We start from the raw sequence: 12,842 nt of genomic DNA on the forward strand, positions 1-12,842 counted from the left end.
ATAACACAGCACCGTCACCACCACGATGCCCATCAGGTTGAGGGCGAAACCGGCCCTGATCATGTCACCGATTTTCATATCGCCACTGGAAAACACGATGGCGTTGGGCGGTGTTGCCACCGGCATCATGAACGCGCAGCTGGCGGCAACGGCAGCCGGGACGGTGAGCAGCAGCGGAGACACCCCCTGGGACATGGCCAGCGCACCCAGCAACGGCAGGAATGCGGCAGCCGTGGCGGTGTTGCTGGTCACTTCGGTCAAAAAGATGATCACTCCCGCCACAATGGCAATCAGCAGCAACGTCGGCAGTACTCCTGCCGCACCCAGGGAACCGGCAATCCACTCCGCGAGCCCCGAACTGCTGATAACACCCGCCATCGCAAGGCCGCCACCGAACAGCAGCAGGACACCCCAGGGAATGCCCTTGGCGGTATCCCAGTCCATCAGGAACTGGCGCTCCCGGGTGTCTACCGGAATCAGGAACATGACGATGGCCGCTGCGATCGCGATACCGGTGTCGCTGAGCCAGGGCATCAGACCATCGGACAACAGCGGCCGGAAAATCCAGGCGGCGGCGGTGAGCAGGAACACCACGCCAACCAGTTTTTCCCCTTTACCCAGCGGCCCCAGAGCCGCCAGCTCGTCACCAATCAGATCACCGCTGTCACCCTGACGCGCCAGACCGAAGTCGCGCCGGGTCAACCACCACCAGGCCAGGGATAACATGACGATAGTCACCGGCACCCCCAGCAGCATCCATTGAGCAAAACCGACGGAGATGCCCTGATCTTCGCTCAGGTAGGCCGCCAGCAAGGCGTTGGGCGGTGTTCCGATCAACGTTCCGATACCACCGATACTGGCGGAGTAGGCAATCGCCAGTAACAGCGCGGTGGCATACCGACGAAGGCCATCGGGGTTGGAACCGTCGGCCATGGCAATTACGGACAGGCCAATGGGCAGCATCATGATCGCGGTGGCGGTGTTACTGACCCACATGCTCAGAAACGCGGTCGCCAGCATGAACCCGGCGATCTGGCGCTTCGGCTTGCTGCCCACCGTTTTCAGGGTCAGCAGGGCAATGCGACGGTGCAGGTTCCAGCGCTGCATGGCCAGGCCGAGGGTGAAACCACCGAGAAACAGGAAGATGATCGGATGCGCATAGGGGGATGTGGCCGCCGACACTGACCCCAACCCCAGTGCCGGCACCAGCACGATGGGCAGCATCGCCGTGGCGGGGATCGGAATGGCTTCGGTACTCCACCAGGTGGCCATCAACAGCATCAGGCCAAGGGCGGCCCAGGCTTCCCCGCCCATGGTTTCGGGGGCCGGGAAAAACAGCGTCATCAAGAGAAACAGGGCACCGAGCACCAGGCCGATCAACTGAGTTTTGGGCAGCCCCCGGGACTGGTTCGAGCCGTTTCGGGATTCAGACATAACAACAGATTTCCGTCAGGTTCAATACAGGTCAGTTTCGATCGGGTTCAGGACGCCAAGCGGGCAAGTTGCCGGTCATGGACACGACCGAGCAGCAACAGTGCCGCAATGGCACCAGTCAGGGCCCAGGCCATATCAGACTGGGTATCCCAGACGTAACCCTGGGTGCCGAGGAAGGCTTCGGCCGCCTCGTCGCTTAGCAGCGCCACCCACCATTCGATCAGCTCGTAGAACGCGCTCAGGGCGAGACAGAAGCAGATGATAAAAAACGAAGGCCAGCCGGACCGTGCAAAGACATCCAGCCGGACGGTCACCTCACGGGCAATCATTGCCGGGATGAATCCCTGGGCGAGGTGCCCGAGCTTGTCGTAATTGTTGCGCTCCCAGCCGAACCAGTCTCCCAGGTGGTTAAACAGGGGGACCTCGGCGTAGGTGTAGTGGCCGCCCACCATCAGGATGACGGCGTGCACCAGGATCAGCCAGTAGGCGAGCGAGGTCAGGGGGAACCGGAAATAGCACCAGGCGACAAGGACAAAACCGATAGCCGCAGGGAGCACTTCCAGGACCCAGGTCGCCCTGTCCTTGGGGGCGATACCGGACCAGACGAATACTGCCAGAAAGATTCCCACCCAGGCCAGGATAGCCACCGGTTTCTGCGCCATACACTGCACTCCCTTGTCCGCATTTTCGGGTTTATGGTCGCATTGTACTCTGGCAGCCTCAAAAATCAGCGCTGTCCGGCCCGGAGGAACTGTCCGAAGCCGCCCTGTTTCCCCAGCTCCGGCTCGATCCGCTCATCGGTGACCGCCGCCCGACCGTTGATCAGGACATGCTTCACACAGCCCGGGACGCGGTTCACCATGCGCTCAAGGCCGAAATTTTCCATCTCCGCCCACTCCACCTGCTCGAGATCCTGATCCAGGCCCTGCGGGTCCAGAATTGTTATGTCCGCCCTGTCTCCCTCGCGGATGTAGCCGGCATCAATACCCAGCCAGTCTGCCTGCTCGCCGGTAAGCCGGTGCACTGCCCGTTCCGGAGACATTACCGGCTCGCCCTGGCCCTGACTCTCGCACACCAGCTTCAAGAAGCGCAGCGGCAGATTATAGAAGGCCATGTTGCGAATGTGGGCGCCGGCATCGGAGAAGGTAATCAGTGCGTGGGGGCTTTTCACCATTTCCCGGAGACGATCCTTGCGATGGTTGCCCACCACGGTGAACCAGCGCAACGCCCGGCCATGGGCCACGACCATATCGAGGAAAAAATCCACCACGTGGACTCCCCGCTCACGGGCCAGCTCGGCAAAGTTGCGACCCACCAGCGACGCATCCGGACAATCGAGCACAATGGCATCACCGAAATCCCTCTGCCAGGCCCTCGGAGACAACTTTTCCTTGTAGAATTTCCGGAAGGTCCGGCGATAACCCTCATCTTTCAGCAGCTCATTGCGTTCCAGCTGATCGCGGATATCCAGGGCCATTTCACCGGCACCAAACTCCTCGAACAGGACAATGTCCATGCCATCGGCATAGATGGCAAACGGCGTGGGCAACAGCTGCCAGCGGAAGTTGCCGCCGAAGCCGTTGGCCAGCCAGGCCACCAACCTGGCCATGGGTCGGACGGTCGGGTTGCCCTTGAGATCAATCATCGCGATCAGAGTGGTCTTGAGCGGCTTGCGCAGCCAGCCCAGGGTCTCTCTCAGGTACTGGGTAACCTGCAGGGGATTGGCGGCATTGGGCGCGCCCTGATGAACCCGGCCGTAGCGCCGGAGCAGGCGGTTCAGCCGGCTTACCTCACGCCAGCGGGCGTAGGTACTCGGCAGGCTCTTGGACCATTCCCGGTCACCGTCGACCTTGTCCCATTTCAGGCACATGGTCGAGAGCCCGAGAAACCCCTCCTCCAGCGCCTCTTCGAGCAACTGGTCCATGCGCCCGAGTTCTTCCTTTGTCGGGGCTACCGATCGGTCAGTAGCCCGGTGCAAGCCCATTACGCCGGTGCGCAGGTCACTGTGGCCCAGAAAACTGATCACATTGGGTCCGATGGGGTGTGCGTTGAGAAACTCGACCCACTCCTTAGGCCGTTGCCAGGTTTTGTATTTCTGCAGAATGGGCAGAACCTTCTCCCGGGGCACGGTCTCGACCCGGGTGAAGATATCCGAGGCGTCCTCCGCGTCCGAGCAGACCATACTCAGGGAGCAGCTGCCGATGAGTACCGTGGTCACGCCATGCCGGACAGATTCGGACAGGGAGGGTGCAACGATCAGTTCGGCATCGTAGTGGGTGTGGGTATCCAGAAATCCGGGAGTGACCCAGCAGCCCCGGGCATCAATCACCCTCGTGGCACGGGCCGGGTCGAGGACTCCGGCATCGGCAATCGTGGCGATCCGGCCATCCCGAATGCCTATATCCGCGATTCGGGACGGGTTCGGGCTGCCATCAAAATAGCGGCCTCCCACAATCAGGGTATCGTACTGACTCACGGCTCGGGCTCCTGTCCTTTTCTTGTTGTCTGTCCGAGTCTAGCCCACAACGTGACAAAGAATCACTTTTGTTGTTTCAACGAGCGCGTATTCTGACCCCGTCCTCTAGTTGGCGATCGGGGTGCCTTACCACCTGATCGTCAACTGTCAGCCCATCGAGAATCTCGGTTTTCAGCCCATTACTCTGGCCGGTCTGCACGGGATGACGACGGACGGTATCGTTCCGGGCGAGGAACACCCAGCTCTGACCTTCAGAGCTGAAAATGGCGGATGACGGGGCCCAGAGCACGTCTTCGGCAGACCAGAGTATGAAGCTGGCATCTACCCGATACCCGTCCCCGAGGGCCTGCCACTGCTCGATGGGGCTGGTGATATCCGCTACCACCTGCACCCGCTGCTCCTCCACGCCCAGGGCCGAGATATCCTCGAACCCGACCGGCTCCACTCGCCGGACCAGACCTTTCAGTTCCGGCCCGCCCCAGCCGCTGAAACGAACCTCCATGCCAGGCTGCAGCTTCACCGCATCAAAACTCAGCACATCGATAACTACCTCCAGGGCCGCCGGGTCGCCGACCTCCGCTATGGGATTCCCCGCCTGGATGACACCTTCACTCTTGCGCACCACCGACAGTACCGCACCGGCGACCGGAGACGTCACTGCCACCCGCTCCTTCGGTTGTTCGCCATTACTTCGGGCCGCCGATACCTCCAGACGGGTACGCGCCGCTTCCAACTCGTGGGCCATGACTTCCTGATCAAAGCGCGCCGAGCGCAGAATGGCCTGAGCCCGATCCGCCGTGGTTCTCGCCTGGTCGACCTGTTCTTCGGAAACAAACCGGTTGTCGTTTCTGGCTCCCAGAGCTTCAAGTCGCTCCAGTTCCTGGCGGGCAAACCGGGCCTCGGCCTCGGCCGCCACTACCTTCTGCCGTGCCGAATTCAAGGCGGACCGCGCCGACTCCAGTTTCGCCTCGGCTTCGGCGCGGCTCCTGGCATCCAGGATGGCCGATGGCATGGGATCCACTTCGGTCAGGGTCTGGCCCGCGCTCACCGTGTCACCGACATCCGGCATGACCCGGTGCAGATAACCGGAGACCGGTGCCGAAATCAGGTAACGGTCCTTGACCAGGGCCTTGCCCTCCTCGGTGATGGAGACCTCCAGCGGACCGCGACTGACCTCCGCCAGATCCACCCACACCGGATCCGGCCGGAAGGCAAAGGCGATCGCCGCCACCGCCAGCATAGCCACCAGCCCCCAGAACACCCACTTACCCGACAACCGTTTTTTACTCACAGTACCTCGCCCGGCCGTTGCTCCATTGGATTTTCTCTCGATTGCTATTCACGGGTTTTGAGGACCGCTATCAGGTCCAGGTTGCGCAGACGCCACCAGGCGATCACCCCCGAAGCAATGGCAGATACCACAACCACCGCCGAAGAAATACCCAGCGTCTGTGCGGTGATGGTCAGCGGTACCCGATAGAGCTCGGTCTGCATTGCCGTGATAATGGCCCAGGACAAACCATAGCCCGCAAGCCAGCCCAGCGGGATTCCCAGCACCAGCATCACCACCACTTCCGCGAGGAGAATATGATTCACCTCGTTATGGGTGTATCCCAGGACCCGCAGGCTTGCCAGTTCCCGGCCTTTCTCCGCCAGGGAAATCCGCACCGTGTTGTAGACCACGCCGAAAGCAATGATGCCACCCAGCATGCTGATGAAAAGGGTAAACGTCAGGAAGGTTTTTGCCAGTGTTTCGTAAAAGCTGTCCAGCATCGCCTGACGGATACTGATGCCGAGTATGCGGGGGGTTTCCCGGAGTTCGCGGTAGGTTTCCTGGGCTCGCAAAGGGTCGATATTCATCAGTACCTGATTTACGAGTTGTCCCTCTCCCAGCGCACGGTTCAGGGACGCCAGCCGCATATAAGCCCCCACCCCGAGGAATTCACTGGTGATACCGGCAACCGGTAATTCGACACGGCGGCGATCACCCTCCAGAATCTCGATTTCAAGGTTCTGGCCCGTAGTCACATCCAGCCGCCTCGCCAGAAAGTCCGTCAACAGCAACCCGGCCTCTGGCAGCGAAACCGGCTCCATTTCCCGGTCGATCACAAACTGGAGACTGGCCTCATCCGGCATACCGGTGATTGCGCCGCGCCATTCCCGGTGCCCGTTCACCAGTCGGGCGGTCACCACCCGACGCCCCTCCGCGTAACGGATACCAGGCTGCCTCTGCAGGTCATACACCGCCGGTGAATTGACCGGGTCGATCAGGGTGGCGGTGACGTCCTGTTGCTGGACCCGGGCAAATTGGGAATGCACCATCATGGAAACCGCATCGAACTGGAAATTCCCCACCAGGACGATGGCGGATGCCATGGCAATGCCGCTGACCGACAGCAACGTTCGCCCCGGTCGCCGGAACAGTTGTCGCACCACCATCCGGGAGGGCTGGCTGAAACCACGGGGGGCGAAGAACCGTTCAGCGACGGTGATCCGGAAGCGGGCCGGGCCCTCGGGGCGCATGCCCTCGGCGGGTGGCAAGGCGGCAGCGCGGCGGATAGCCTGCCAGCCCCCCAGCCAGGCCACCAGCAGGGTAACAACCGCAAGCAGCAAGAGCCAGGCTGGATCCAGCCGGAACAAGAGCGACGGGAACCGGTAATAATCCATGTAAATCTCACCCATGGCCCGGCCCGCCCAGACACCCAGGGCCACCCCGAGCAACAGGCCGATCACCGAAATGGTGAGCACCAGCTGACTGTAGTGCCAGCCAATCTGCACATTGCTGTAACCGAAGGCCTTGAGTATGGCGATGATATCCCGCTGGGTGCTGATCAATCGGTTGATGACTACATTGAGCAGAAACATGGCCACCGTCATGAAGATCGCCGGGAAAACCGTTGCCATGGTCCGCAGCTGGGCAAGCTCATCGTCCAGCATCTGGTGAGAGAAATGGTCCTCTCGCCCATAGGCACCGGTACCACCGTAGCGGTCCAGGACCCGATCCAGATAGTCGATGACCGATGCCACGGGTACCCCGGGCTCAACCCGAGCAACCAGGCTGTTGAAGGCCCCTTTCATGTCCATGGCGGCCGCCAGGGCCTCCCGCCCCATCCAGAGCACGCCATAACGGGGGTAATCCGGCAACATGCTTCCCGGGGCAAGCACATAGATGAATTCCGGAGCCTCCGCGATGCCCGTAATCGTCAGCTGCTGGCGACGCCCGTTTATGATCCCGGTAAACCGGTCACCGGGTTCCAGCTGATGCGCCTCGGCGAAGCCCTGGATCACCACCACCTCATGGCCACGGCCCGCCAGTGGCAATCGGCCATGGCGCAGGAACAACTGGTTCACCTCCGGCTGGCCCTGTTCGGGCAATGACACCAGGCGGGCGGAGACCGGATCTTCAAACCCCGGAATCTCCAGTTTTGCGCCCCCCTCCACCCGGGCACTGAAACGGGAAATCCCGGGAATGGCTGCGACCTGCTGGGTGACATGCAGGGGCGCCCGCTTGAGCGACGCGAACACCTCGGCAAACTGGTAATCGTCGTAATACACTGCGCGCGTGGAAACCAGGGACGAATAGTTAACCAGCGACAGTACACACACCGCGACACCGCCTGCGATGACCAGGGCAATGGCCAGCACCTGCCCCCGCATCTGCCAGAGTTCCCGGCGAATCTTGGTGTTGAGTGATGGGGTGGTCAGGGCCATGGTGTCACCAGGTCAGGGTCTTCGGGTCCTGCCTCTCGGCATTGCGGGATTCGCCGCTGATCCTGCCGTCGGACATGGTGATCACCCGGTCTCCCATACCGGCGATAGAGGCATTGTGGGTGATGATGACCGTGGTGGTGCCGGTTTCGCGGTTGGCCTTGTCCAGAGCCTCCAGCACCAGCACGCCCGTGGCCGAATCCAGCGCGCCTGTGGGCTCATCGCAAAGCAGCACCTGCGGGCGCTTGGCAATGGCCCGGGCAATGGCCACGCGTTGCTGTTCGCCACCGGAAAGCTGGGCGGGAAAGTGGTCCATCCGGGATTTAAGCCCGACCAGGCCCAGCGCTTCTTCGGGCGTCATGGGGTCAGAGGCGATCTCGGTGACCGCAGCGACATTTTCCCTCGCCGTGAGGCTCGGAATCAGATTGTAGAACTGGAAAACGAATCCCACATGCTCCCGGCGGTAGCGGGTCAGCTCGGCATCGCTGGCATCACTCAGATCATGATCCCGGTAACGCACCTCACCGGCAGTAGGCACGTCGAGCCCGCCCAGGATATTCAGCAGGGTGGATTTGCCGGAACCGGAAGCACCCAGCATGACCACCAGCTCACCGGCATAGAGATCCAGATCGATGCCCCTGAGCGCATGCACCTGTACCTCGCCCTGGTCGTAGACCTTGGTCACGCCCCGGGTATGGAAGACCGCTTCCCTGCTCACCGTTAGAATCCCTGCCCCTGATTCTGGGTGATTCAGTCGCCGGCGCAGTCCACGCAAAGGGTGGTGTACGGCAATACCTGCAATCTGCGCGGATCGATTTCTTCGCCGCAGGATTCGCACTCATTGCCGACGCCATTGTTGATGCGCTCCAGGGCATGCTCGATCTGGGCGAGCTCGGAGCGGGCCTCGGATTCCAGGGAGTCGACCACTTCGTCGTTCTGGGTCTGGGTCGCCTGTTCTTCGAAGTCTTTGTCCAGGGCGCCGTCTTCGCGGTTCTGGTGGGCGTGGTAACGATTCAGGCGAGCCTGGAGATCGGCTTTCAGGGCTTCCAGTTCGGATTTACGGTCAGTCATGACGGGTTACGGCTCCTCTCGGATTCGATTGGCAATTAACCGATACACTAAAGCATAAGCTGAACCCGGGATTGATGCTTGTCAAAATTGCTGTCCGACAATCGACTGAACGTTGACCACCAAACTAATTCAGACCCGGCCCCCTGGCGAGGCCCGGGTCACTTGCATCGCTACGTCGACTGCTGACGTCAGTCCCCCCGATCGGCGATGTAATCGGTAATGGCGGCGTAGAACTCCATCTCGTCGAAGTTGTCCGGGCCCACGCCGATGACATCCATGTGATCCTGGTTGATCACGTAGCTGGACGACGTCATCTGGGTACTGTTCGGATGGTTGATGTCGCTGACATAACCCAATCCGCGCTGCTCCCAGGCGTAATCAAGACAGCCCCAGCACTCATAGTACTGCATGCGGTAGCCCTGCTGCTGGCTATTGATGCCAACCAGGCCATCGTCATCCCGGTCACCGGCGTAGCCATCGCCCTGCCCGGCCGCACCGTCGCCGTTGCAGTCATCGTAGCAGTACCCGTCACCATCGATGTTGTAGATGAACTCAGACAACAGCCACAGTGCCGGATTCACGCCGCTGCCATTCTGCGCGGTCATCATGGACACCGAGTTGGCAACGTAGCTGGTGCTGGAAGGATACTTCTGGTTGAACGCCTTCATGCCGGTGATTACACCATCGTTGGGATCGTAGTCGTTGTATACCAGCTGCTTGGCACCGGCGATGGCATCGTTGCCACTGCCGTAGACCACGTTGCCATAGTAGTTGGCCAACGTTTCAGTGATCGAGTTGATGTAGTGATCCAGAACATACTTGGCCACCGGTGAACCCCGGTGCGGCGATGAGACACTGACGTGGGTCTGAACAACACGGTAACCCTTACGCTCCCGCAGCAGGCGAGCGGCCTTGCGGGAATCGATACCGCCCTGGGAATGAGAAACGATATTCACATGACTGGCACCGGAGGTGGCCATGTAGCTCTCGATGTTGTTCGCCAACTGGTAGCCGCGAACCTCGGAGCTCTGGAACGGAGTCACCGAGGAAACAAAACTGCGCTGGTTATCATTGATATCGCCGTTGCAGTTCACTTCCAGGAACTTGTCACAGGGGTCGAGCACAAACGTGCCGTAGTCATCTCCCCAGTAATCGTATCCCAGAATGTCGTCGAACCCGGCCATGCCATGGGCAAAAACCACCGGGTATTGAGTGCGGTTGGCATCCCTTGCCAGGGTCGCAGGGGCGATCACCATCCCGGTGACCAGGAGCATGACTGCGCCCACCCTTGTCAGGGCACTTTCGTTCTTCATGGTATTAGCCTCTTGTTTTTTTTGTGAGCCTGACCACGGTACTGCTGCCTGATCCACCCGGACACAGGCAACCGGGGCGCCTAAATAACAGGCAACCCATTTCTAGCCCATATCCTTTTGCCCCGTTGTGAGAAATGTCACATCTGCAACAAATAGGTGATACCTTCTCATTTTTTTTGTGGTGGCTCACACTGCAAACAATCGGAGCCTGCTAGGTTTGAAGCCGGTTCATGACAACAACTCAAAACAACCAATGGTGACCGGTGTGAAAGTAAAGCCAATCCCGGTGCTGATAATCGGCTCGGCACTGAGCGTTGCCCTGACCTATCAGTGGCTCGAGAGCGAAATGACCATAGCCGCCACCCCGGCTGCGGCCGCGCCACAGGAAACCAGGGAGTCGCAACCGGAAACGCCCTCACCCCGGGCTACTCCGACGCAGGAAGAGCCTGTCCTGAATGATGACCTCGAGGCGTTTCGGGAACGTTTGATGGCCCGGTTCGAGGGCCAGCTTGATCATCCGGGCGGCCAGGTACGGTTGCTGGAAGAATTGATGCGGTATCTCAACCAGTTCGACCCTGAGTACTGGCGAGAGAACCTTTCGGCGCTGTTGCTGAGCTGGTTTCCGGACCGTGGCGAGGAGCTTCTGAACAGAGCCGAGGCAATGATTGCCTATCAGGATTTCATGGAGCGGGAACAGTACTCGCTGCGTGCCATGGGGCCTGAAGAACGTCGCGACTTTATCTGGGCCAAACGGAGGGAGCTTTTCGGCGTGGATGCCGATGAGATCTGGCAATCGGAGCTACAAAATTATTCCCTGAGCCAGTCACTCAAGAACCTTGATCAACAGCCTGGCCCCACCCTGGCCAAGGCCGAGTCCTATACCCGGGCTATCCGGGACACCTACGGTGAGCAGGCCGACCGGGTAATGCAGCAACGGCGCCAGGAGCTGGCCGACCGCTTCCTTTCTCTCTCCTCCGTGCAACAATCATTGCACGAGCAGGCGCCAGAACAGCGTTACGAAACGCTGCGTGGAATCCGCCAGCAACTCGGCATGGGAGACCAGGCTCTCGATCGCTGGGATCAGCTCGACCGTACCCGCGACAACCGTTGGGCCCGGGGCGAGACCTATGAAACCAAACGGCAGGCCATCGTCGAAAAATACCAACCGGGACCTGAGCGGGAAGAAGCGCTGGACAGCCTGAGCCAGGAAATTTTCGGAGAAGAAATGGCCGCGACTATCCGGGATGAGGAGGCCGCCGGCTATTTTCGCTTTCAGGAAAGCCGCATTTACGGTCAAAACTAGACAAGAAGGCCACGGTCCGACATGAACTGGTCAGCTGGGGCGATTCGTGGCCGGCGGGTGCCCTGACCGGGCACCCATATTTGATATACATCAACTGCCTACAAACTGTTACGGAAATTTCCACCTTAGTCCCATTGTTGGCCTTATGATCTGCGTTGACACTTACGTGCGCGTAAAAACAACAATCAGAAATCATCTTTCACCGTATCGGTGATATTGCTTCTGGAGGCCAACGTCCATGACTTTGAGAAAAGTCCTGTTTTCGGCTTGCCTGCTTATGCTGGCGAGTTCAACTGTCTATGCTGAAACCCTCAAGATCGGGCTGAACTACCCCCAGACCGGGCGCTACAAGGATCAGGGCCTGCAACAGCGGCTTGGCGCCTTCCTGGCCGTGGATGAAATCAACAAGGCCGGCGGCGTGATGGGACAACCGCTGGAACTGGTCATCCGTAATACCCGGGGCGAACCCAGGCAGGGGGCGGAGAACACCGCCGAACTGATTGAGCGGGAGGGCGCGAAGATGGTGTTCGGCGGCGTTTCCAGTGCCGTTGCCATCGCCTCTGGCAAGGCTGCCCGTGACCGGGACACCATCTACTTCGGCACCCTCACGTACTCCAACGCCACCACTGGCGCCGAGGGACACAAGTACATGTTCCGTGAGCCCTACAACGCCTGGATGACCGCCAAGGCATTGAGCCAGTACCTCAGCCGCAACCATACCAATGAAGAGTACTTTTACATCACCGCCGACTACACCTGGGGCTGGTCCGTCGAAGAATCCGTGCGCAAATTCTCAGGCACCGAGGACACTAACGCCCACCAGGGCGTGAAGACCCCGTTCCCCCGCGCGCTGATCTCTGATTTCCGTGGCGCCCTGGAGCAGGCGATGGCCAGCGATGCCAAGGTCCTGATGCTGGTGCTGTTCGGCGATGACATGGTCCGGGCCCTGAACGTGGCCTACGAGATGGGTGTCCTCGACAAAATGCAGGTTGTAGTGCCGAACCTGACCCTGGGCATGGCACGACAAGTAGGCCCGACCATCATGTCCGGCATTGTCGGCGCCACACCGTGGGTCTGGAACCTGCCGTACGAGAAGAACTATGCCCGCGGCAAGGAGTTTGTGGAGGCGTTCTCCGAGCGCTACGAAATGCGCCCGTCCACCTCTGCCGCCTCGGCCTACAGTATCATTTACCAGTACAAGGATGCTGTGGAGCGAGCAGGCACCACCGACAGCAAATCAGTTATCCGGGCCCTCGAGGGACACCGCTACACCCTGCTGAAGGACGAGCAGTACTGGCGCGAGTTTGACCACCAGAATGTCCAGACCGTACACGTGGTGAAGGTCAAGGACCGGAACACCATCGTTGCAGACGAGTACAGCTCGGATTACTTCGACATCATCGACTCCATGCCCGGAGATGAGGCCGCCCAGACCCGCGAGGAATGGGAAGCGCGCCGCCGGGAGGCCGGCAAACCCACCAGCCTCTGAATCCGGGACCGATTCCCTCCCCGCAACACTGTGTCGGGCGGAGCACCA

10 protein-coding genes are annotated in these 12,842 nt (G+C 60.3%); 2 read left to right on the forward strand and 8 right to left on the reverse strand.

Annotated features, from left to right (window positions below; all coding sequences use genetic code 11):
* The 8 genes from ACESMW_RS16050 to ACESMW_RS16085 all read right to left on the reverse strand — a co-directional run.
* A partial coding sequence (locus ACESMW_RS16050; RefSeq protein ID WP_372988017.1) for an SLC13 family permease occupies window positions 1-1,434 on the reverse strand: 1,434 nt, incomplete at its 3' end.
* 47 nt (window positions 1,435-1,481) lie between these two features.
* The gene (locus ACESMW_RS16055) at window positions 1,482-2,096 is read right to left on the reverse strand and encodes a DUF2238 domain-containing protein (RefSeq protein ID WP_372988018.1); all 615 of its coding nucleotides are present in this window, start codon (window positions 2,094-2,096) and stop codon (window positions 1,482-1,484) included.
* A gap of 65 nt (window positions 2,097-2,161) precedes the next feature.
* Window positions 2,162-3,910, reverse strand: a complete 1,749-nt coding sequence (locus ACESMW_RS16060) for an N-acyl-D-amino-acid deacylase family protein (RefSeq protein WP_372988019.1) — start codon at window positions 3,908-3,910, stop codon at window positions 2,162-2,164.
* Between the two features lie 76 nt (window positions 3,911-3,986).
* Window positions 3,987-5,201 carry an efflux RND transporter periplasmic adaptor subunit gene (locus ACESMW_RS16065; protein WP_372988020.1) on the reverse strand — a complete coding sequence of 405 codons (1,215 nt, stop codon included), beginning with the start codon at window positions 5,199-5,201 and terminating at the stop codon, window positions 3,987-3,989.
* Window positions 5,202-5,245: 44 nt separating this feature from the next.
* A complete protein-coding gene (locus ACESMW_RS16070; protein ID WP_372988022.1) occupies window positions 5,246-7,621 on the reverse strand; it encodes an ABC transporter permease in 2,376 nt (791 codons plus the stop codon).
* Between the two features lie 4 nt (window positions 7,622-7,625).
* Complete coding sequence (locus ACESMW_RS16075; protein WP_372988023.1) at window positions 7,626-8,336, reverse strand: ABC transporter ATP-binding protein; 711 nt, start codon at window positions 8,334-8,336, stop codon at window positions 7,626-7,628.
* A gap of 32 nt (window positions 8,337-8,368) precedes the next feature.
* Window positions 8,369-8,689 carry a TraR/DksA family transcriptional regulator gene (locus ACESMW_RS16080; protein ID WP_372988024.1) on the reverse strand — a complete coding sequence of 107 codons (321 nt, stop codon included), beginning with the start codon at window positions 8,687-8,689 and terminating at the stop codon, window positions 8,369-8,371.
* Between the two features lie 188 nt (window positions 8,690-8,877).
* On the reverse strand, window positions 8,878-10,002 hold the full coding sequence (locus tag ACESMW_RS16085) for an esterase/lipase family protein (RefSeq protein WP_372988025.1): 1,125 nt from the start codon (window positions 10,000-10,002) through the stop codon (window positions 8,878-8,880).
* Between the two features lie 265 nt (window positions 10,003-10,267).
* On the opposite strand from ACESMW_RS16085, the gene ACESMW_RS16090 reads away from it, so the two are divergent.
* Window positions 10,268-11,305: a hypothetical protein gene (locus ACESMW_RS16090; RefSeq protein WP_372988026.1), complete on the forward strand. Its 1,038-nt coding sequence runs from the start codon at window positions 10,268-10,270 to the stop codon at window positions 11,303-11,305.
* A gap of 238 nt (window positions 11,306-11,543) precedes the next feature.
* Complete coding sequence (locus ACESMW_RS16095) at window positions 11,544-12,794, forward strand: substrate-binding protein (protein WP_372988027.1); 1,251 nt, start codon at window positions 11,544-11,546, stop codon at window positions 12,792-12,794.
* Window positions 12,795-12,842: the final 48 nt, after the last annotated feature.

This window comes from Marinobacter sp. (assembly GCF_041690455.1).
Classification (GTDB): Bacteria; Pseudomonadota; Gammaproteobacteria; order Pseudomonadales; family Oleiphilaceae; genus Marinobacter.

Bases quoted from the DNA above. Each gene is read 5' to 3' on its own strand.
- ACESMW_RS16085 (WP_372988025.1), bottom strand. From the start codon at position 10,002: ATGAAGAACGAAAGTGCCCTGACAAGGGTGGGCGCAGTCATGCTCCTG.
- ACESMW_RS16070 (WP_372988022.1), bottom strand. From the start codon at position 7,621: ATGGCCCTGACCACCCCATCACTCAACACCAAGATTCGCCGGGAACTC.
- ACESMW_RS16055 (WP_372988018.1), bottom strand. From the start codon at position 2,096: ATGGCGCAGAAACCGGTGGCTATCCTGGCCTGGGTGGGAATCTTTCTG.
- ACESMW_RS16080 (WP_372988024.1), bottom strand. From the start codon at position 8,689: ATGACTGACCGTAAATCCGAACTGGAAGCCCTGAAAGCCGATCTCCAG.
- ACESMW_RS16095 (WP_372988027.1), top strand. From the start codon at position 11,544: ATGACTTTGAGAAAAGTCCTGTTTTCGGCTTGCCTGCTTATGCTGGCG.